The sequence below is a fragment of the uncultured Selenomonas sp. genome, assembly GCA_905372355.1.
Taxonomy (GTDB): domain Bacteria; phylum Bacillota; class Negativicutes; order Selenomonadales; family Selenomonadaceae; genus Selenomonas.
Genome location: CAJPOT010000001.1, coordinates 176020 through 196657 on the forward strand (window position 1 = coordinate 176020; position 20638 = coordinate 196657).

Genomic DNA, 20638 nt, shown 5'->3' on the forward strand with positions numbered 1-20638 from the left:
TGAATGAAAAAGGATGCCGTACGAAGGTGTGCGGCATCCTTTTTCTTGTTAAAACAAATCACTATGCGTGCCAGTCCGAAGCAGTATCAATGTGTCCTTCTGTACTTGATAAATCAAAAGCCAGTCAGGTTGTATGTGGCATTCTCGCATGTTCTTATAGTTCCTTGAATTTGTCAGTCGATGATCGCGGTAAGATTCGGGCAAGGTCCGCCCGTTGCTCAAAAGTGCAATGACCGTTTCCAATTCTTTGGGATTGCAGCCGCGCTTCAGCGCCAACTTGTAGTCTCTCTTGAATTGACTTCCGAAATTGAGCTTACGCATTTAGCGCCGCCATAAGCTCGTCTACGCTTTCAAAAGGACCTTGCAGGTCGTCGCCCTTTTCCGCCGCTTCCATCGCGGCGTAGGTGATTTCATTCGGCTCGCACTCTTCATCCGTGTTCACTTCGAAAGGCAGTCCGTGGCAGCGCAAGGCTTGACGATAAAAAATTCCTGTTGCAGTGCTCAAATCCATGCCGAGAGCCTTGAAAAGCTCAGCTGCCTGCGCTTTGAGTTCTGGTTCCATACGAAGCGTCATGGTTCCTTTATGCGCCATTTGAAATACCCCTTTCAAAATGTTTGTTGACTTCTCTTCTAATTATATAAAATATATGGCTTCTACACAAGACCAAGACAAAAGTTATACGAATCCCCCTTTATTATGGACTTGACAATCATTCTCATCCCATTTATAATTATGTCATAAAGATGAGTGATATTCATATTCAAGGATAAAAGAAAGGGAGAGTGGTTATGAGCAGTGTGGTGATTCTTGGGGGGAACGAGTGTATGGAGTGCCGTTATCGTGAGGCATGCAAGAGCTGCGGGTTCAAGGCGAAGGTTTTTCCGAAGATGTGTCGAGACCTCAGGAGGAAGATCGGCTCGCCTGACCTCATCATTCTTTTCACGAGCACGGCATCACACCAGCTTGCCATGCATGCGCAGGAAGAGGCGAAGAAGTGCAATGCGAAGATCGCTTTCTGCCACTCGGCAAGCATGGCGGCGTTGCAGAACGTCCTCGCTGAGCACTCAGCATGAGGGCGGAACGCGTCATGGTGATGCGATGTCTTCCGTGATATTTTAACGAAAGCGCAGGAGCGTCGTCGGTCTCAAGGCGGAGCTTTTGGGGAGGCTACGCATTTGCATCCCTGCAGTATTTTTTACGGGAAGGGTGCAATTTCTTCGGCGGAACGTCCGCCCGCTGTTTGATTAAATGAGAATATTTATAAATTGATAGAAAAAGTTCAAATCGCGCCTTATTTCCTTGACAGCATGAGCTGGATAGAGTATTATTATCTCTGCCGATGAACTGGATTCAGTTTCATTGTCGTTCTCATTTTTTATGAAACCCCAAGCGATTGAGCCGTAGGCGTAGGTCGATTGGCTGAGTTTCACTAAGGGAGGCGTGCAATGTCCGCAACATGGACGTTTGTGCGTGCAGTTTGCTGTTTTATTTAATGGAGGTAAGAAGCATGACGTTGAAAGACGGAAAGACAGGAATGTCTCTTCGTGTCGACAAGGTGGGCGATTCGGAGCTCAAGCAGCGCCTGATGACGATGGGGCTGATCCCGGGCACGCGCATCAAGGTGCTGCCGTCGGCGCCGATGGGCGATCCGATGGCGATCGGGCTTCGCTCGTACAATTTGGCGCTTCGCCGCGCCGATGCGGAGAAGATCGAAGTGACGGAAATCAAGGAAGGAGCGGGAGCCTGATGAGCACCATGAGTGTCGCCCTGACGGGCAACCCGAACACGGGAAAATCGACCATATTCAACGAATTGACGGGTATGCGCCAGAAGATCGGTAACTGGCCGGGCGTTACCGTCGACAAGAAGATGGGCGTCGTCAACTACAAGGATCGCGTGATCACAGTCGTCGATCTGCCTGGCACCTACAGCATCAATGCGCGCTCGGCGGAAGAGCAGGTCGTCATCGACTACTTCAAGACGACGATGCCCGACCTCGCGGTTGATGTCATTGACTCCTCGAATATCGAGCGCAATCTCTTCCTCACAGTGCAGCTCCTCGAAGAGGGAATTCCTCTGCTCATCGACCTCAACATGCAGGACGAGGCGGAAAGAAAGGGCATTCGCATCAACATCCAGAAGCTCGAAGAGGCTCTGGGCATGCCTGTCGTGCAGACAGTTGGCCGCAGCAAGAAGAGCATCCAGAAGCTCATCGAAATCTTCACGACGACCGTCATGTCGAACTACCGTCCGAGTGCGATGGTTGAAGAGCACAAGGCGAAGGCGACGGAACTCAAGAAGAGCGGCCTTTCCGCCGAAGAGCTGGACGAAAAGCTCATCGAGCTGCGCTATGATCTCATCGACAAGATCATGAAGAAGGCGGTTGTCGTCGGAAACGTCGGGCTGTCGACTTCGGAGAAGATCGACCGCGTGCTCGCGAACGGCGTCTTGGCGCTGCCTATTCTCCTCGGCATTCTCTACTTGGTGTTCTGTATCGCCTTCACGTGGATTGGTCAGCCGCTCGCAGATGCCGTCGGCGACTGGATCGGCGGACCGTTCACCGACTGGATCAAGGACGCGATGGAATCTGCGGGCGTCGCCGAGTGGCTGAAATCGTTGATTGCAGACGGTATCGTCGCGGGTGTCGGCAACGTCATCAACTTCGTGCCGCTCATTTTCACACTGTTCTTCATGCTGTCCTTCCTCGACGGTACGGGATATATGGCGCGCGTCGCTTTCATCATGGATCCGATCATGCGCCGTGTCGGCCTCACGGGCAAGGGCATCATGCCGCTGATTGTCGGCTTCGGCTGCGGCGTGCCGGCCATCATGGGTGCGCGTGCGCTCGACTCGGAAAAGGACAGGCTCACGTCGATTCTCATCACGCCTTTTTTGACATGCTCGGCGAAGCTGCCGATCATGGCGCTCTTCGCTGCGATGTTCTTCCCTGAACATGCCGCGAATCTCGTATTCTCGATGTACATCATCGGCATCGTCGTCGCCATCATCATGGCGAAGGTTCTGGGCATCACGGCGTTCAGGAGCCAGGGATCGACGTTCCTCCTCGAACTGCCGCCGTACCGCATGCCGGACATGAAGACGGTGCTCTTGGAAACTTGGGACAAGGGCAAGGGATACCTGATCAAAGCTGGTACGATCATCTTCGCAATGAGCGTAGCCATCTGGTTCTTGTCGAACTACAATGCGGACGGCGCTACGGATGAGATGAGCGAGTCCTTCCTCGCATCGATCGGCGGCGGTATGAGCCATCTCTTCGCGCTGCACGGCTTCGAGACTTGGGAGTCGGGCGCGGCCGTCGTCACGGGCATCATGGCGAAGGAGTCCGTCGTCTCGACGCTCGGTATCCTCTATGGCGTCGGCGATGTCTCGACCGAGGCAGAAGATGCCGCAGAGACGGCGACACAGTTCGCCGGCTCGATGGGTACGGCATTCACGGCAGCCTCGGCGCTCGCCTTCATGGTATTCTCGCAGCTCTACACGCCGTGCATGACTTCGCTCGGCACGATCAAGAAGGAGACGGGCAAGTGGAGCTGGATGCTCTTCGCCGCTCTCTACACCTTCGGCGTCGCCTGGGTCGTCTCACTTCTTGTCTACTGGGGAGCCTGCGCCTTCGGCATGAACGGCTAGGGAAGCCGTCCGTGCTTCGCTACTCCTGAAAGGAGATCTTTGCCATGGCAAGCATCATTCTCGGCGCAATCGTCGCCGTCCTGCTCTTCTTCGCTCTGCGTCACGTCTATCACAATGTGAAGGCGGGCAAGGAAGACTGCTGCGGCGGAAGCTGCAGCGGCGGCTGCGGAGGCTGCGGCGGCAGCTGCAGCACGGGGCAGGAAAAGTAAACCGATGGATATAAGAAAAGCGTCGAGAGATTCTCGGCGCTTTTCTTGTTCGAGCGAATTGTTTATCGTATGTGTTTGGAGGAGTCGTAAAAATATACGAAGCGTTACCGCAGGCTTTTTCAAGACATCCCGCGGCGACTCAGCGGGATGCGAAATGAAGGCAGGCAATCTTGTCGTTGCAGTTCTTGTTCCACCAAGGAATCACGGAGAGGAGGCCGAACAAGCCCCAGCGGCAGCGGAATCCTTCGTATAGGGTTCGCTCTTTGAGAAAGGCGATGGCAGGATGGAGTTTCTCTATCTCCTTGCCGCTTTTTACGCCCCATTGAAAGGGCGCTTTCTGCGTATCTACGGAATCGTGGCGCTTTTGCTGACCGATGAGAAAAGGCGGCATGATTTCGATGAGCATGGAAGCATCGGCAAAGGCCTCGGCGAGCATGGCGAAGAGACTGCGCATCTCTTGTTCGCTGAAGTACATGGCCGCGCCTTCCAGAAGAATGAGGACGGGGCGACCTTCATGCTCGACTTTTTCGATCCAGCTGGAATCGAAGACGGAGGCGGCGAGATTGTGAATGCGCACGCCCTCTTCTGTGAGTAAGTTTTGGCGCAGTTCCATGACATCGGGCAGGTCGAGGTTGTACCAATCAATCTGTCCGTTGTCGATGCGGTAGAAGCGGGTGTCGAGACCGCAGGCGAGATTGATGCATACCGCATCGGGCTGCTTTTCGATGAATGCCTTTGTTTCATGGTCGAGGATGTAGCTGCGCACGGCGACTCCCGTTTGCGAGTGCTTGGCGCGAGCGAACTTGGCGAAGTCGTAGTCGATCTGCTCGACGAGCCGCACGGCGAAATCGTCTCGGATCAAGGCGTCTGAGCGCTTCGTTTCTTCTGCTCGCGCCCACAGGGGAATGAGCAAGGTTTCCGCTACACCGCTGAGCTTTGTTTTCATGAAAGGCCTCCTTATGAGTAATTGATATAGAATCTCAATATCTACAAACATATTATGATGCTTGTTCATCTATGTCAAGGGTGAATACTCATGCTTGTACGGAAGCATAAACTCGGATTGGAGAACCGTGCGGAAGTGGCGATGCAGAAGTATGATATTCATTCCTCATAAAACATTATTGAAAAATATTTTCATATATGTTACACTAAAAGCGTCGGAAAAATTCCGGCGCTTTTCTTTCCACTTGCGGACGGAACTTTCATTAAGGGCGGCGCACAATGTCCACAAAGTGGACGTTTGTGCGTGTAGTTTACGGATGAAGGAGGAGACGTTTATGGAGTACAAGATCGAGCATGATTCTCTCGGAGAGGTTCGCGTACCGAAGGATCGCTATTGGGGGGCACAGACGCAGAGGAGCTTCGAGAATTTCCCCATCGGCACGGAAAAGATGCCGAAGGAGATCATCCGCGCCTTTGCCATCTTGAAGAAGTCGGCGGCGTTTGCCAACGCGACGCTCGGGCGGCTCGACGAGAAGCGCCGTGACGCCATCGCGAAGGCGGCGGACGAAATCCTCGCGGGTGATCTGGACGGGCACTTCCCGCTCGCCGTGTGGCAGACGGGCAGCGGCACGCAGTCGAACATGAACGTCAACGAGGTGCTGGCGAATCGCGGCAATGAGATTGCGGGCGAGAAGCTTCTGCATCCGAACGACCATTGCAATATGTCGCAAAGCTCGAACGACACGTTCCCGACGGCAATGCACATCGCCGCCGTCGTCGCCATCGAGGACAAGCTCCTGCCGTCGATCGACAAGCTCGCCTCGACCTTCGAGCGTTTGATGAAGGAGAATGAAGGAATCGTCAAGACGGGCAGGACGCATTTGCAGGATGCCGTGCCCATTTCCTTCACGCAGGAGATCAGCGGCTGGCGCGCCATGCTCAAGGAGTCGCGTGCACAGATCGAGGCGACGCTGCCGTTCTTGAAGGAGCTGGCCTTGGGCGGCACGGCGGTCGGCACGGGACTCAATGCGCCCGAGGGCTTTGCCGAGGAAGTCGCACGCGTCGTCAGCGACATCACGGGACTCAATTTCCGTACAGCGCCGAACAAGTTCCACGCGCTCTCGGCGAAGGATGAGATGGTCTTCGCGCACGGCGCCTTGAAGGGGCTGGCGACGAACCTCATGAAGATCGCCAACGATGTGCGCTGGCTCGCGAGCGGCCCGCGCTGCGGCCTTGGCGAGATCACGATCCCGTCGAACGAGCCGGGAAGCTCCATCATGCCGGGCAAGGTCAATCCGACGCAGTGCGAGTCGGCGACGATGGTGGCGGTGCAGGTCATGGCGAACGATGCGGCTGTCGCCATCGCGGCTTCGCAAGGCAATTTCGAGCTGAACGTCTACATGCCCGTGACGATCTACAACTTCCTGCAGTCGGTGCGCCTCCTGGCGGATTCCCTGCGTTCCTTCGATGAGCGCTGCGTATCGGGCATCAAGGCGAACAAGGAGAAGATGCACGAGAATCTGCACCGCTCGCTGATGCTCGTGACGGCTCTGAATCCTGTCATCGGCTACGAGAAGGCGGCGAAGACGGCGCACAAGGCGTACGAGGAGAACATCTCGCTCAAGGAGGCGTGCGTCGCGCTCGGCTTCCTCGCGCCTGAGAAGTTCGACGAGGTCTTCCATCCCGAGGAGATGGTTTAAGTGACGGATGTCGGCAAGAGTCCGGCCGTACCGGAAGCGGGCGCAGAGAAATCGCCCGAGGACGGCACGGGCAGAAAGCCGAACTACAAGAACTGGCTGCCGCGCCGCATGATTGCGGCAGCGCTCCTGGCAGCCGTCCTCTTCTGGGCGTTCTTCGCGCTCGCATTCGCCCTTTTGCCGCGTGCGGGCGCGTGGCTTGCCCTCGACGGCTTCCTCGCGCTCGCGGCTCTCGCTTCGACGCTCCTCACATTTTGGTTCTGCGCCCTCTACCGCATGTTTTCTTACGACGGCGAGCGGCAGTTGGCGCGGCAGATCGTTGAGGGAACGGCGGCATTTGTCAAGCTTCCCGTAGGCGGGCGCATCCTCGACGTCGGCTGCGGCAGCGGCGCTCTGACGATCGCCTGCGCGAAGGGAAATCCCGCGTGCCAGGCGATCGGCGTCGACCTCTGGCGCGGCGTCTACGCTTCGTTCAGTCAGCGGATCTGCGAGGAGAACGCGGCAGCTGAGGGCGTGACGAATGTGGAGTTCCGCCCGGGCGATGCCCTCAAGCTCGATTTTCCCGATGAGAGTTTCGATGCGGTGACGAGCAACTACGTTTATCACAACATCCCGAAGGTCTCGGGGCAGACGATGCTCGAAGAGACGCTTCGCGTCCTGAAGAAGGGCGGCGTCTTCGCGATTCATGACATCATGGAGCGCGGCAAGTATGGCGATATGGAAGCGTTCGCCGCCAAGCTGCGAGATGAGGGCTACGAGGAGGTCAAACTTCTCGACACGGCCAAGGGCATGTTCATGAGTCAAGGCGAGGCGCGCTTCATGTGCTGCAGCGCCTCCAAGCTGCTTGTCGGCAGGAAGTGAAGTCGTCGTAACAGAAAAGTGGAAGGTTGTGCATGAGTCAGTTCGACTCGTGCGCAGCCTTTTTTGCAGGAGGGGCGGCGCACGATGCCCGATAGGCGGGTGCTGCGTGCATATTTTGCACGCAAGCGACATGGGGCAAACGTCCTTTAAACATTGTTAGAAATTGCTCATGAAATTCGTCTGCGGAGTTTTGATTGCTCGTATTTCTTTCTTTTACAGCAGAAAGTCGTTTCCTTCTATGCAGATTCATCGCAATTCATGTATATTGGAATCAACTGTCAGGGAGTTTTCTTGTTTTGCCTGAATTCTCAGAAAAAACTTTCTTCCCGCAAAGAGAGATTTTTGTTCTATAATAAAAGAAAAGTTGGGGGAAAAAGAGGAGGTTCTTATGAAACTGAAACCGAAGATGCTCTTGGGTATCGGAATCCCGCTCGTTGCGGTCTTCCTCATCGTGGGATTCGCGATCAGCACGATGGCAAGCTCGGCGCTGTCGGAGTCGAAGCAGAGAAGCATGTATGAGATGGGCGAGCATTATGCCAACGCCATCGACAAGATCGTGGAGATGAACCGCGTCGCTGTCGAAACGGCGACGGTGAATTGGGATGAGGCGATGCCCGAGGGCGAGGCGCTGCACGAGGCGCTGCTGCACATGGCGGAACGCCCGGGCGTCGTCTCCGCCTATATCGGCAGGGCGGACGGCAGCGCGGCGACGAGCGCGTCCTTCCGCGCGGGCTACGACCCGAGGGAGCGCCCGTGGTACAAGGAGGCAGCCGCTGCGCCTGACAAGACGATCATATCCAAGCCGTACAAGGCGGCGTCCACGGGCAAGCCCGTCTTGACGATCAGCCGTGCCATCGAGAAGAACGGGGAGATCAAAGGTGTCGCAGCCATTGATATTTCGCTCGAAGCTGTCGGGGACATCGTGCGGGACGTCAAGGTCGGTGAGACGGGGTCGCTCGTCATCTTAGGGCCGGAGACGGAGTACATCTACCACACGAAGTATACGGTGGACGACCGACTCAACGAGATCGACGGCGGCGCTTACAAGGATCTGGCGGCGAAGCTTACGACAGGCAAGCCCGAGCAGATCGAAGCCGAATATCAGGGCAGCAAGAAGTTTTATGCAGGCGTTCCCGTCGGGGAGACGGGCTGGACGGTGCTCATCGCCCTGCCGCGCGACGAGGCGAATGCCGCCGTCACGCACATGAGCATGCTCGTCGTCGCGATCTGCCTCGCGGCTCTCGTGCTGCTTCTCGGCATCACCTATGTATTGCTCCATGCAGTGACGACGCCGATCGGCGTCCTGTGCTCGCTGATGGAGAAGATCGCGGGCGGCGATCTCACGACGCATTTGCCCGCTAGCAGCCGCTCCGATGAGATCGGCGCCCTGCAGAACAGCTGCCGCGACATGATGACGAGCCTGCAGACGATGGTCAAGACGACGAAGGAAGCCGCCGACCATGTGTCGGAGTCGAGCGAGGAATTGACGGCAAGCTCCTCGCAGTCGGCGGACGCGGCGCAGTCGGCGGCGGAAGCTGTCGTCGTCATCGCCGAGGAAAGTGCGCGTCAGAGTACGATCGTTGAGGATGCAACAGGAAAGGTCATGGGCGTCAACGATGAGATGAAGACGATTCGCTCGGCGGTCGACAAGGCGCAGCAGGCGGTTGCCTCGACGGGAGAGGCGACGCAGGAAGGCGCGGAAAAGCTCAGGGGTGCGATCCGAGGCGTCGAAGGGCTGGCCGATGGCTCGGCGAAGACGAGCGCGGCGGTCGAAAAGCTCTACGAGGGCTCGAAGAACATCGCTGAGATCAACGAGCTGATCACGAGCATCGCAGGGCAGACGAAACTCCTCGCGCTCAACGCGGCGATCGAGGCGGCGCGCGCGGGCGAGCAGGGCAAGGGCTTCGCCGTCGTCGCCGACGAGGTGCGAAAGCTCGCCGAGCAGAGCGAGCAGGCGGCGCAGGAGATCGGCACAGTCATCGGCAAGAACTCGGAAGAGATCGAGCATGTATTCTCGCTGACGAAGAGCCAGCAGGACGATGTGCGCGAGAATGTGCGAGAGGTCAAGGAAGCGGGCGAGAAGTTCCGCCGCATCATGGGGCTCGTCGAGGAGCTTGAGGGCGAGATCGAGTCCGTCGTCAAGATCAGCGAGAAGGTGCAGAAGAGCTGCGCCGAGACGGCGGCCGCCGTGCAGGAGATCAACGAGGTCTCGCATACGGTGCAGCAGAAGGCGACCGACGTTTCCGCCGTATCGGAGGAGCAGGCGGCCTCGACCGAGGAGATCGCCGCCGCCAGCCAGACGCTCGCGCATCTGGCGGAGCAGCTGCAGCAAGGTGTGCAGAAGTTCCGACTGTGAGACGGGGATCGAGAGAAGGCTGTAAAGAGCATACAAGCATAGAAAAAGAAGCTGCCGTCCGGCAGCTTCTTTTTCTATGCCTTGAAATGCTTTCATCAAAATGTCCAATTCACGCCCACACTTCCTGTGAAGCCTTCGCGCTTGCCCTGCCAGCTGCTGACATTGAGGTCGTAGCTGACGCGGCTGTCCTTCGGCGCGAAGCGGTAGCCGAGTTCGAGCATGGCGCTCGCGCCCTTGAGCGACGGGCTTGGCGTCGTCATGCCCTGGTAGGTGGCGCGCGCCTCGCCTTCGAATTCATAATCCCAGGCAAGACCCGCATAGAAGCGCCCATTTTCGCCCATGTCGTGCGCGTAGCGAGCGCCGAGGCGCAGACGATGTGAGTTGACGGCATCGAAGTTGTAGTCTTCTCCCGTTGAGAGCTTGGCGCTTGTGCCGCTTTGATGCGAGTAGAAGTACTTGAGGTACGTTTCAAGCGAATCTCCCGCGCGGAGCTTCCGTTCCTTTCCCATGCCAAGGTGAATCGCGTAGTAGGGGTTTGAGATGTCGTAGCTCGTGGCTTTTTTGGCAATGATGCCCGCGTAGTCGCTCTTGATGCGGCCGCCGCGAACGCTGCCTTCGATGTAGAAGCCGCTCTTTTTGTCCTGCCTTGCGAGAAGGCCTGCGCCGACGTAGCTGACCTTGCCGTCGCCATGCGTGGCGGCCGCATCCTCAAGGTAGGAATCGTAGCTCGCCCTGCCGTATTCGACGAAGGGGCCGAAGGTGAGGACGCCGTCCTTTGTCGTCTGCTTGCGCGCGAAGCCGACGTTCAGCGTGTAGCCGTGCGTGTCGACGTAGGAGCCGGAATGCACGCGCATGGAGGAGCCGCCCTGCGCCGCCCATGATGTATAGGCGCCTGTCTGCACATTTGCGGCGGCTGCTGTGACGGCGGAGGCGATGCCTGCATCGGCGAGCAGGCTCATGCCGCCGCCCAAGACGTCCGTCGTCGCCGCCCTCGTCTCAACGAGGGATTTCGTCTCATTCTTGAGCGATGTTTCTTCGACGGCGGCGATGATCTCGTCCGTGTTCTTCTTGCGCACGCTGAATTTGTAATCGAGTGATACGCCCTGCGTGCCCGTGATCTCGCCTGCAATTTTCTCGTCGGTTTTCAACGTGCCGCCTTTGGCGAGCTTCATGAGGCTGAACGTCTCGTTCTGCTGCAGCCGCTTCGCTGCGCCCGAGAAGTCGACGTCAACGTGGAGTCCGCGGATGTCCTTGTCCTTGACGCCGAGCTTGAGCATCGTCGCCATGGAGGAAGTCGCTCCTTCGGGCAGGTAGAACTTGAGGTTCTGCACGCCTGTGAAGTCATGGATCTCCGTGCCGGCGGAGCGGATGGCGAGGATGTTCGCCTTGCCGCCCGGGGCGACAGGCGCTGTGCCGCCCGTGACCGTGCCGTGGATCTTCGTGCCATGGAGGTTGATGATGTTGCCTTCGGTCTTCTTTCCGACGCCGCCGCAGACGTCTGCACCGATGGTGACGGCTCCTAGATGGAGGATGTTGTCCGACGCTTCGCCTTGGGCGGCATGACCGCCGCAGATTGCCGCCTGCGTGTCCTTTCGCACATCGACGATGTTCGCCGTCGCATTGCCTGTGCTTTCGGCGAAGCCGCCGTAGGCATTTTTGACTGTGCTGCCCGCGAGGACGAGTGTGTTGCCTGTGACATTCCCCTTGGCATTCAGGCCGCCGTAGGCGCTTTCGAGTGTGCCGCCCGTGACGGTCAGATTGTTCCTCTGCACGGTGTTGCCGATGAGTGAGCGTCCGCCCCAGGCGGCCTTGTTGTCGCCCGTTTCATACTTGGCATCGCCGTTGTTCTGGAACTGGAAGCCGCGGACAACGACTTTCTGCGCTGCCGCGCCCTTCGTATCCGTGTCAATCGTGTATTCATAGTCGCCGACGGTCTTTTCCTTCGCCTTGTCGTATGTCGTGCCGAAGTCGAGTCCCTTCGCATTTTCCATGAGCGAGAACAATTTTTCTGTGAAGGGTGAGGTCAGCGTCTTGAGGCGATTTTCGTCCAATCCCGAGGCTTCGAGCTTCTGCCAGTTCAGACCCGCTGTCGCCGCGCCGCCCTTGAGCGTCAGGAGCGTGTCGTTTGCCTTCGCCATGTCCGCGTCGAAGTGGAGCTTCTCGAAGTTTGCGATCTGTCCGGCCGTGCGCTCGCCGCTGACGACGAGGGTGTTTTCCTTCACGTCCTTGGCATCGCTGCCGCCGTAGATCGTGCCCGTGACCGTGCCGCCCGTGAATCTCACGGTGTTGCCCGTGGTCTTGCCCGTGCCGCGCGTGTAGCCGCCGTAGACCGTCTTCACGATGCCGCCCGAGAGGTCGACGGTGTTGTCCGTGGCGCAGCCCGCATTCTTGTCGCTGCCGATGAAGCCGCCGTAGACATTTTCGATCGTGCCCGTGCCCGCAGCAGTCCGGACGGTATTTTTGTATGCGGTGCTTTCGACGCGCACCGTGTTGTTCTTGGCGTCGCCCGCCGATCCTTCCGTGCGCCCGCCCGAGATGTACTTGATGGTCTTGCCTTCTGCGACTCCCGTGACGGTGATCGCATTGTTCTCCGTCGTATGCCCGCCGTAGGAAATGCCGCCGTACGTCTTGGCATCATGCACGCCGTCATAGGTGACGCTGCCCTTGCGGAAACGGTTGGCGTCGATGAGGACGGCGCTCGCCGTGTCCGTGTTCGTATCCGTGCGCTGGACGATTTCGTAGTCGCCGCTCGTCGTGCCCGTCTCGTAGCCTTTCGCCGCGTAGTTCTTGAATTTCAGTGCGCCCGCTGTCCCGCTCTTCATGAGCGTGAGCGTGCCGAGCGTCTTGTCGGCGGAGAGTTTCGATGTGTCGACGGTGACCTTGTTCCAGTCGATTTCCTGCCCGCTCGCACCCTTGAGCGTGAGCATCGTGCCTCGGCTTTCGGTGTAGCTGTCGTCAATCTTGCCGCTCGAAGGTTTGTCCGCGGTGATGTGGTCAGTCAGGTGGAATGTGTAGTTTTCAAAGTTCTTTGCGCTCTTGACGGCGGCATCCTTGACGTAGACGTTCAAGGTGTTGCCCCTCGCATCGTCCGACTTGCTGCCGCCGTAGAGTGCTGTATCTTCCGTATGTGTGCCTGCGGCGAGCGTCGCAGCCGTGCCGTCGCCGAGATTCACGGTGTTGCCCGTGGTCTTTCCTGCGCCCGAGGTATAGCCGCCGTATACGCTGCCGCCGATGCTGCCGCCCGTGATGGTGACGGTGTTGCCTGTTGCGTCGGCATGGCTGGCGGCGTTGTCGATGCGCCCGCCCATGAGATCGTGCAGCGTCGCGCCGCCCGAGAAGGTCACGGTGTTTCCCGTGACTGCGCCCGTGCCCGAGGTATAGCCGCCGTAGACACTGCCGATTTTCTCTGCGTCCGTCGCGCTGACGGTCACGCGGTTGCCTGTCGCGCCGCCCGCACCGCTCGTGGTCTTGCCGCCATAGGCCGCCGTGACGCCGCCCGACGGCAGTCCTGTGATCGTCAGATGGTTGTTTGCCGCTGTATTTCCCTTGTAGGAGATGCCGCCATAGATTTCGCTCGTGCCGCCTGCAAGCGGTGTGGCGGCGGTCGTGCCGTCGTAGACAGCCGTATTGTTCTGGAAGCGGTTGTAGTCGAGGAGGACGGATGACGCCGTCGCCGCATTCGTATCGGTGCGAAGCGTCGTTTCGTAGTCGCCGCTCGTTTGGCTCTTTGCCGCATAGTTCTTGAATTTCAGTGCATTCGCTGTCTCGCTCTTGAGGAGCGTCGCCTTGCCGATCGTCTGCGTGTTGGCGGCATTTGCCGTATCAAGGCTGAGCTTGTCCCAATCGACGAGAGCGCCGAAGCCGTCCGTCGCCTTGAGCGTCAGCATGGGGGCAGCGCTCGCTGCATCGCCCTTGAGGTGGAACACGTATTTGTTGAAGTTTTTCACGGAGTGGACGACGGCATTCTTCGCGTAGACGTTCAGAGTATTGCCCGTCACGTCATTTTCCTTGTTGCCGCCGTAGAACGTCGCATGTTCGAGGTTCGTGCCGGCCGCTAGGCGGTCGTGCGAAGCGTCGCCGAGGTTCACGGTGTTTCCCGTAGCCTTGCCCGTGCCGCTCGTATAGCCGCCGTAGATGCTGCCCGAGATCGTGCCGCCCGTGATCGTGACGGTGTTCTCTGTCGCCGCACCGTCATGAGCAGCGTTTTCCGCATAGCCGCCGTAGATGTTCTTCAGGGCGTGCATTCCCGTGCCCGCGACGGTCACGCGGTTCTTCACGGAAGAGCCGCTTGCGCCTGCCGTCTTGCCGCCATAGGCACTGTCCGTATCTTGGTGAAGATTTTTGATGGTCAGATGGTTTTTGGCCGTCGTGTTTCCCGCGTAGGAGATGCCGCCGTAGATTTCGCTCGTCGTACTGCCGTCGCTGTGCGGCATCGTATATGCGGCTTTCGTTCCGTCGTAGACAGTCGTATTGTTCTGGAATCGGTTGTAGTCGAGGAGGACGGATGACGCTGTCGCCGCATTCGTATCGGTGCGCAGCGCCGTCTCCCAGTCGCCGTGCGTCGCGGCGGTCGTGCGGTTTCTGCCTTGGTAGTTCTTGAAGGTCAGCGCGTTTTTCGCTTCGCTTTTGAGGAGGTGCGTCGTGCCGAGGACGGTAGAGGCCGAGAGCTTCGAGGTGTCGATGTCGAGGCCGTTCCAGTCGACGAGAGCGCCGAAGCCGTCCGTCGCCTTGAGCGTCAGCATGGGGGCAGCGCTCGCTGCATCGCCCTTGAGGTGGAACACGTATTTGTCGAAGTTTTTCACGGAGTGGACGACGGCGTTCTTCGCGTAGATGTTCAGGGTATTGCCCGTCACGTCATTTTCCTTGTTGCCGCCGTAGAGCGTCGCATGTTCGAGGTTCGTGCCGGCTGCGAGACGGTCGTGCGAAGCGTCGCCGAGGTTCACGCAGTTGTGCGTCGCCTTGCCGTTGGTGCCGTCCGCATAGCCGCCGTAGACATGAGCGGTGAATTTGCCGCCTGTGATCGTGACGGTGTTTTCTGTCACCGTGCCGTCGGCCTTGCTGAAGCCGCCATAGATGAAACCGTCGATCTTGCCGCCAGAGATCGTGACGCTGTTGTGTGTGACGAGCGAGGCGCCGGAGTTCGCCTGATGAACACCGCCGGCACCCGCCAATTCGATTTCGCCGCCCTTGATCGTGAGCGTGTTGTACGACACTTTGCCCGTGCCTGCGGTTGCGCCGCCATAGATGCCGAGGTGCGTCTTTCCGCCCTCGACAATGGCGTGGTTGCCGTCTGCGGCGCTGTCGCCGCCGACCGTGCCGCTGCCGCCTTGCGCTACTGCGCCCATGCCCATGGAAATTTCGCCGCCCTTGAGCGTGAAGGTGTTGTTTTTCAAGTCGCCCGTATGGGATGCCGCAGCAAGACCGCCGACAGCTGCGCCGCGTATTCCGCTTGAACCGCTCTCGAAGGTCACCGAGTTGCCCGTGATCGCGCTCGTCGGAGCAGTGGCCGTACCGCCGACGATCTGTCCGTTGATCTGCTGCGCAGTGCTTGCAAGACGCACGTTGACACGATTTCCCGTCGCGTTGCCCGTGCCTTCCGCCTTGCCGCCGTAGGCATTGCCCGAGAGCGTGCCGCCTGTGATGGTGACGGTGTTTTCCGTCGCATTGCCGCCGCCGCTCGTCGTGCCGCCGTAGATGTCTTTTTTCACCGTGCCGCCTGCAATCGTGACGGCGTTCTTGTTCGCTGCCCCTTTGCCGTTCGTATAGCCGCCGTAGATGTCGTTAGATGTGCCGTTCTTCACCGTGACCGTGTTGCCCGTGACCGCAGCGGTGCTGTTGGCGTTTAAGATATATCCGCCATAGAGCTTCTTGCGTACCGTGCCGTTTTCCAGCGTCAGCGTATTGCCGTCTGTGGCAGAGCCGACAGCGCCCGTGCCTGTCGTTCTGCCGCCAGTCACTGTGCTGAACGTGCCGCTCTTCAGTGTGACCTTGTTGCCCGTGACTGCGCCTGCATTGCTCATGTGCAGGATAGCGCCGCCGTCAACATAGTTGATGCCCTTTTGTGTATTCGTCGCCTCGACGATCACCTTGTTGTTTTTGGCATCGCCTGTGATACCTGCCGTTTTGCCGCCGTAGGCGTGCGTCACCTGCTTTGCGGCGGATGTATTCGTCACCGTCAGCGTATTGTTTTCCGTCGTATGTCCCGCATAGGAGGAGCCGCCGAATATGTCTGCGGGATCTGCCGGGTTTGTGCCGTCATACGTCCACGCATTGTCCTTGAAGATGCTGTAGTTCATGATGACGGAGGTGGCTGTGCGCGTGCCTGTGTCCGTGCCGATGAAGTATTCGGCGTTTGGTGCTGCCAGTGCCGAGATCGCGCGGCGCGTAGCTTTCCTTGAATTTGAGAGCGTTCGTCTCCGCGCTTTTCACGAGGGTGATCATACCGTTTGGCTTGCCGCTCAGTCCCGATGTATCCACGGTGAAGTTGTTCGCCCAGTCGATCTCCCTGCCGAAGCCGCCGCGCTCGATCGTCAGCATCGTATCGCCGTTTTTGATATGGTCGTTCAGCTTGAAATTGTACTTGTCAAAGTTGCTTACCTGGTTTACGGTGATTCCCTTGCCGCGGACATTGAGGGTGTTGTTGACTGCGCCGTCCGTGGAATTGTCGCCATAGATTGAGGTAGTGCTGAGGGTTGCCGTGTAGGTGCCGTCCTCCGCTCCGAGGTTGACCGTATTGTTCGAGGCGCGGCTGCCGGAAGCGCCCGTCGTCTTGCCGCCGTAGACACCGCCGTCGACCGTGCCGCCTGAGATGGTGACCGTGTTTCCTGTCGACTGATAGCCGATGCCGCCCACGAGGTCCTTTTTCACGGTTCCGCCCGTCATCGTGACGAAATTGTTCTGTGCCGTGCCGTCCGTGACTGCGCCGCAGACGTTTTCTTCAATCGTGCCGCCCGAGAGCGTGACGCCGTTTTCCTCGACGTCCCCTTGGTTCTTCGAGAGCGCCCCGTAGATACTGTACGCCGTGCTGTCATCACCGCCGAATGTGACGGTGTTCTTCTTCAGCGCACCCGTTCCCTCGCTCAGAGCGCCATGGATATCAACCGCTGTATCGCCTGTAAAGAAGACCTTGTTTCCCGACATTTCGGCGCTGCTGTTCGCATTTTCGATATAGCCGCCCGCGATGCGGTCCGTTGACTCGCTGCCGCTGAATTCGACCGTGTTGTCCTTTACGGCGCCCGTTCCGTTTGTATAGCCGCCGTAGGCGAGGTTGGCGGCGACGTTTTGCAGCGTGATGCGGTTGCCTGAGACCGTGCCTGCACTGTTTTCGTTGGTGATATAGCCGCCGTAGACGTCGCCTTTGAGTGTGCCGCCCATCACTTGGACAGTGTTCTTCATCACCGCGCCTGCGCCTTCCGTGTAGCCGCCGTAGATGTCGCCTTTGAGTGTGCCGCCCGTCACTTGGACGGTGTTTTCTGTTGCCGAGTTGGCGCCACGTCCGCCGTAGACGGCATGAGGGGATTCTAAGAGGACGCTCTTGATGTCGACGAGGTTTTTCGCCGCATCTGTCGCACTGCCGCCGATGATGTTTCCCGCGATGACGGGATGCCCGCCGCCGCCTTCTGCGCCGATCGTGACCTTGTTGCCGTTTGCAGCACCGCCGTCGACGTCCGCCGTGCGGTCGGTCGTGACGTTTATTTCTGCCGCGCATGCCGACGACGGATGGACGGCTGTTCCCAACCCTGCAGACAGTGCCAGTGTCACCAAAAAGGAAAGCCGTTTTCCTGCGGTTTTCTTCATAAACACGAAACAATCCCTCCTTGTGTCTTCAAGAAGCGATAGCCAGCTGCTTCTTTCTCCTTACCATCCCACAGACCCAGATGGACAAGTACCGCACACCGAAACGTTCGTTTCTGTGTGCGGTATTGCTCGGATATTATGATACCATTTTCCTAGCTGTTTGTCTATAATCTTTCTATTTTTCTAAAAATAAATGAGGATGATTGCTGCGGCGCTTTGCTCCTTCTAACAATATAGAGAGAAAAGGAAGATTTTTCTTGTTTTCAGCCCAGTCCTTTGGTGCTATAATGCGAGGCGGATTTGAATGAAGACTTATTGGAGAGGGAGAAACAATTCATGGAAAGAATGAGCACGCTTTGCTATATCGAGCGCGAGGGTAAGTACCTGATGCTGCACCGCACAATCAAGGAGAACGACGTCAATCACGGCAAGTGGATCGGCGTCGGCGGTCACTTCGAGGCGGACGAGTCGCCCGAGGAATGCCTGCTGCGCGAGGTGGAGGAGGAGACGGGATATCGGCTCGTCCGCTGGCAGTTCCGTGCGCTCGTCACGTTCGTTTCGGGCGACGGGGTGACGGAGTACATGCATCTCTTCACGGCGGATCGCTTCACAGGCGAGCCGATCTCTTGCGACGAGGGGGAACTCGCCTGGGTGGAGAAGGAGCGCATAGAGAGTCTGGAACTTTGGGAGGGCGACCGCATCTTCCTGCGCCTCCTGGCGCAAGATGCACCGTTTTTCACATTGAAGCTTGTCTACGATGGTGCGGGAAAGCTTCTTGAGCATCGCCTGCATCGCTATGCGTGATGAAAGGGAAAAGAGGAGAAATAAGGAGATAAAATGGAAAATACTGGCTATTAATTAGAAGAAAATAGGAGAAGCTCTCCTAAATGAATGATTTTCATTCGACAAAAGTAGCGGAGAGGATGGGATAAATTTTCTATTTCATGTTTATTAAGAAAATTCTCAGGAAAATGAGGCAGGAAAATGAGCCGATTTTACGAATATTTAGGACTAAAGAACGGCGTAGGGGGTATTCTTAGGAAGTTAGGGTTTGATTAAAGGAATATCCAGGGAATGGGGAAGAAAGGACAGGGATGAATTGTATGAAATTAAAACCCAAGATGCTTTTGGGGATCGGTGTGCCGCTCGTCGTGATTTTCATCATCATGGGCGTCGCCATCAACATGATGGCGAGTTCGGCGCTGACGGCGTCCAAGCAGAAGAGCATGTACGAGCTTGGCGAGCACTACGCGAACGAGATTGACAAGATCGTCGCCGCTGATACCGCCGTGGTCAATGCGACGGCTGCCGCCTGGGGCGAGTCAATGCCCGAGGGCGAGGCGCTGAAGGCGACACTCACCCACATCGCGGATCTGCCGGGCGTTGCCTCTGCCTATATCGGCAGGCCGGACGGCAGCTATGAGACGAGCAAGCATTTCCCGGCGGGCTACGATCCGCGCACGCGCCAGTGGTACAAGGCTTCGGCGGCGAACCCGGACAAGGCGATGATGTCGAAGCCGACGACAGCGGCTTCCGACGGCAAGACCGTCGTGACGCTCAGCCGCGCCATCGTGCGAAACGGCGCGCTCATCGGCGTGCTCTCCATCAACATCGAGCTTGACGCCGCGCGCGAGGTAGTCAAGGATGTGAAGGTCGGCAAGACGGGCGCACTGGTCATCCTTGGCCCTGACACGGAATACATTCATCATTCGACGTACACGCTCGCGGACAAGTTCAAGGAGATCGACGGCGGCGCTTATAAGGAGATCGCGGAGAAGCTTACGTCGGGGACTCCTGTGCAGCTTGAAGCGGAGTATCAGGGCGAGGCGAAGTTTTACGCGGGTGTGCCGATCGGCGAGACGGGTTGGACGGCTCTCGTGGCGCTGCCGGTTTCCGAGGCGAACGCTGCCGTCACGCAGATGGAGATGGCGCTGCTCGTCATCTGTGTCGTCGCGCTCGCGCTCATCTTGGGCGTCACCTACGTCCTGCTGACTTCGGCGATCACGCCGCTCGGGCTGCTGTCCTCGCTGATGGAGAAGGTCGCGGCAGGCGACTTGACGATGCAGCTTTCCTCCGACGTGCGCCGCGATGAGATCGGCACACTGCAGACGAGCTGCCGCACGATGCTCGAAGGACTGAAGCGCACGGTCAGTTCGACGCGCAAGGCAGCGGGGCAGGTGTCGCAGGCAAGCGAGGAGCTTTCGCTGAACGCCGGACAGACGGCGCAGGTCTCGCAAGTTTCTGCTGAGGCTGTCACGGACATCGCCAACCAAAGCGCGGCGCAGAGTCGGATCGTTGAGGAGACGGCGGAGAAGCTCGTGGACGTCGACGAACAGATGAAGACGATCTCGCAGGCGATTGCGGAGGCCGGGCAGGCGGTCGCGTCGACGGGAGAGGCGACGAAGGAAGGCGACGCGATGCTCGATCAGGCCATCGCGGGTGTCGAGGGACTTGCGGACGGCTCGGTGAAGACGGGCGCGGCCGTCGAGAAGCTCTATGCCGGCTCGAAGAACATCGCGGAGATCAACGAACTCATCACGAATATCGCAGGGCAGACGAAACTCCTCGCCCTCAATGCCGCCATCGAGGCGGCGCGCGCCGGTGAGCAGGGCAAGGGCTTCGCCATCGTCGCCCAAGAGGTCCGAAAGCTCGCCGAGGAGTCGGCGGCGGCGGCGCAGGAGATTAGCGGCGTCATCGCGCAGAATGCTGAGGAGATCGAGCAGGTCTTCGCGCTGACGAAGGCGCAGCAGGAAGAGGTGCGCGAGAACGTCGGACAGGTCAAGGCGGCGGGCGAGAAGTTCCATCGCATCATGGATCTTGTCGGCGATCTGGAAGCGGCCATCGTGCGCATCGTCGACATCAGCCGCAAGGTGCAGTCGGACTGCGATGCAACGACGGCGTCGGCGCAGCGCATCAACGATGTCTCGCACAAGATTCACAAGAAGGCGTCCGATGTATCCGCTGCCTCGCAGGAGCAGGCGGCCTCGACGGAGGAGATTGCCGCCGCCAGCCAGACGCTCGCGAGCCTTGCCATAGAGCTGCAGAACAGCGTGCAGGCATTCCGCCTTTAATATTTGTTTAGGATAATCTTTTTAAAGAAGAGTTTTGTCTATATCTGCAGGAT

The 20638-nt window shown here is 58.3% G+C and carries 14 protein-coding genes; 9 read left to right on the forward strand and 5 right to left on the reverse strand.

Annotated elements, in window-relative coordinates; genetic code table 11:
- Positions 1-48 precede the first annotated feature (48 nt).
- Both QZ177_RS00800 and QZ177_RS00805 read right to left on the reverse strand, forming a co-directional pair.
- The gene (locus QZ177_RS00800; RefSeq protein ID WP_294175138.1) at positions 49-321 is read right to left on the reverse strand and encodes a type II toxin-antitoxin system YafQ family toxin; all 273 of its coding nucleotides are present in this window, start codon (positions 319-321) and stop codon (positions 49-51) included.
- Positions 314-592 carry a type II toxin-antitoxin system RelB/DinJ family antitoxin gene (locus tag QZ177_RS00805; RefSeq protein ID WP_294175139.1) on the reverse strand — a complete coding sequence of 93 codons (279 nt, stop codon included), beginning with the start codon at positions 590-592 and terminating at the stop codon, positions 314-316. Before QZ177_RS00805 ends, QZ177_RS00800 begins: the two co-directional genes overlap by 8 nt.
- A 197-nt stretch (positions 593-789) precedes the next feature.
- On the opposite strand from QZ177_RS00805, the gene QZ177_RS00810 reads away from it, so the two are divergent.
- From QZ177_RS00810 to QZ177_RS00825, 4 genes are all read left to right on the forward strand, one after another.
- Positions 790-1074, forward strand: coding sequence for a DUF2325 domain-containing protein (locus tag QZ177_RS00810; RefSeq protein WP_037369648.1), 285 nt, complete (start codon positions 790-792; stop codon positions 1072-1074).
- Positions 1075-1508: 434 nt separating this feature from the next.
- Positions 1509-1748, forward strand: a complete 240-nt coding sequence (locus QZ177_RS00815; protein WP_009645483.1) for a FeoA family protein — start codon at positions 1509-1511, stop codon at positions 1746-1748.
- The gene (gene feoB / locus QZ177_RS00820; RefSeq protein WP_294175141.1) at positions 1748-3649 is read left to right on the forward strand and encodes a ferrous iron transport protein B; all 1902 of its coding nucleotides are present in this window, start codon (positions 1748-1750) and stop codon (positions 3647-3649) included. The genes QZ177_RS00815 and feoB overlap by 1 nt, the downstream gene beginning before the upstream one ends.
- 44 nt (positions 3650-3693) lie before the next feature.
- Positions 3694-3858 carry a FeoB-associated Cys-rich membrane protein gene (locus QZ177_RS00825; protein WP_294175142.1) on the forward strand — a complete coding sequence of 55 codons (165 nt, stop codon included), beginning with the start codon at positions 3694-3696 and terminating at the stop codon, positions 3856-3858.
- Between the two features lie 139 nt (positions 3859-3997).
- Here the strand turns inward: QZ177_RS00825 and QZ177_RS00830 are convergent, their stop codons facing one another.
- Positions 3998-4804: a class I SAM-dependent methyltransferase gene (locus tag QZ177_RS00830; RefSeq protein WP_294175143.1), complete on the reverse strand. Its 807-nt coding sequence runs from the start codon at positions 4802-4804 to the stop codon at positions 3998-4000.
- Between the two features lie 334 nt (positions 4805-5138).
- Here QZ177_RS00830 and fumC point away from each other — a divergent pair, with 334 nt between their 5' ends.
- The 3 genes from fumC (at position 5139) to QZ177_RS00845 (ending at position 9717) form a co-directional block, all read left to right on the forward strand.
- A complete protein-coding gene (fumC, locus tag QZ177_RS00835) occupies positions 5139-6503 on the forward strand; it encodes a class II fumarate hydratase (RefSeq protein WP_294175144.1) in 1365 nt (454 codons plus the stop codon).
- Entirely contained in the window at positions 6504-7361 is an 858-nt protein-coding gene (locus tag QZ177_RS00840; RefSeq protein ID WP_294175145.1) for a class I SAM-dependent methyltransferase, read from the forward strand.
- Between the two features lie 388 nt (positions 7362-7749).
- Positions 7750-9717 carry a methyl-accepting chemotaxis protein gene (locus QZ177_RS00845; RefSeq protein ID WP_294175146.1) on the forward strand — a complete coding sequence of 656 codons (1968 nt, stop codon included), beginning with the start codon at positions 7750-7752 and terminating at the stop codon, positions 9715-9717.
- Between the two features lie 95 nt (positions 9718-9812).
- Here the strand turns inward: QZ177_RS00845 and QZ177_RS00850 are convergent, their stop codons facing one another.
- Both QZ177_RS00850 and QZ177_RS00855 read right to left on the reverse strand, forming a co-directional pair.
- Positions 9813-16013 carry a hypothetical protein gene (locus QZ177_RS00850; protein WP_294175147.1) on the reverse strand — a complete coding sequence of 2067 codons (6201 nt, stop codon included), beginning with the start codon at positions 16011-16013 and terminating at the stop codon, positions 9813-9815.
- The gene (locus tag QZ177_RS00855; RefSeq protein WP_294175149.1) at positions 15973-17520 is read right to left on the reverse strand and encodes a hypothetical protein; all 1548 of its coding nucleotides are present in this window, start codon (positions 17518-17520) and stop codon (positions 15973-15975) included. The genes QZ177_RS00850 and QZ177_RS00855 overlap by 41 nt, the downstream gene beginning before the upstream one ends.
- Before the next feature lie 330 nt (positions 17521-17850).
- Here QZ177_RS00855 and QZ177_RS00860 point away from each other — a divergent pair, with 330 nt between their 5' ends.
- Complete coding sequence (locus tag QZ177_RS00860) at positions 17851-18318, forward strand: 8-oxo-dGTP diphosphatase (RefSeq protein ID WP_294175150.1); 468 nt, start codon at positions 17851-17853, stop codon at positions 18316-18318.
- 299 nt (positions 18319-18617) lie between these two features.
- Positions 18618-20585 (forward strand): methyl-accepting chemotaxis protein, encoded by a 1968-nt coding sequence (locus QZ177_RS00865; protein ID WP_294175152.1) that lies wholly within the window; start codon positions 18618-18620, stop codon positions 20583-20585.
- Positions 20586-20638 lie beyond the last annotated feature (53 nt).

Excerpts from the sequence above, each read along its gene's own strand:
- QZ177_RS00800 (WP_294175138.1), bottom strand. The coding sequence starts at position 321 with ATGCGTAAGCTCAATTTCGGAAGTCAATTCAAGAGAGACTACAAGTTG.
- QZ177_RS00805 (WP_294175139.1), bottom strand. The coding sequence starts at position 592 with ATGGCGCATAAAGGAACCATGACGCTTCGTATGGAACCAGAACTCAAA.
- QZ177_RS00810 (WP_037369648.1), top strand. The coding sequence starts at position 790 with ATGAGCAGTGTGGTGATTCTTGGGGGGAACGAGTGTATGGAGTGCCGT.
- QZ177_RS00815 (WP_009645483.1), top strand. The coding sequence starts at position 1,509 with ATGACGTTGAAAGACGGAAAGACAGGAATGTCTCTTCGTGTCGACAAG.
- feoB (WP_294175141.1), top strand. The coding sequence starts at position 1,748 with ATGAGCACCATGAGTGTCGCCCTGACGGGCAACCCGAACACGGGAAAA.
- QZ177_RS00825 (WP_294175142.1), top strand. The coding sequence starts at position 3,694 with ATGGCAAGCATCATTCTCGGCGCAATCGTCGCCGTCCTGCTCTTCTTC.
- QZ177_RS00830 (WP_294175143.1), bottom strand. The coding sequence starts at position 4,804 with ATGAAAACAAAGCTCAGCGGTGTAGCGGAAACCTTGCTCATTCCCCTG.
- fumC (WP_294175144.1), top strand. The coding sequence starts at position 5,139 with ATGGAGTACAAGATCGAGCATGATTCTCTCGGAGAGGTTCGCGTACCG.
- QZ177_RS00845 (WP_294175146.1), top strand. The coding sequence starts at position 7,750 with ATGAAACTGAAACCGAAGATGCTCTTGGGTATCGGAATCCCGCTCGTT.
- QZ177_RS00850 (WP_294175147.1), bottom strand. The coding sequence starts at position 16,013 with ATGAACTACAGCATCTTCAAGGACAATGCGTGGACGTATGACGGCACA.
- QZ177_RS00860 (WP_294175150.1), top strand. The coding sequence starts at position 17,851 with ATGGAAAGAATGAGCACGCTTTGCTATATCGAGCGCGAGGGTAAGTAC.
- QZ177_RS00865 (WP_294175152.1), top strand. The coding sequence starts at position 18,618 with ATGAAATTAAAACCCAAGATGCTTTTGGGGATCGGTGTGCCGCTCGTC.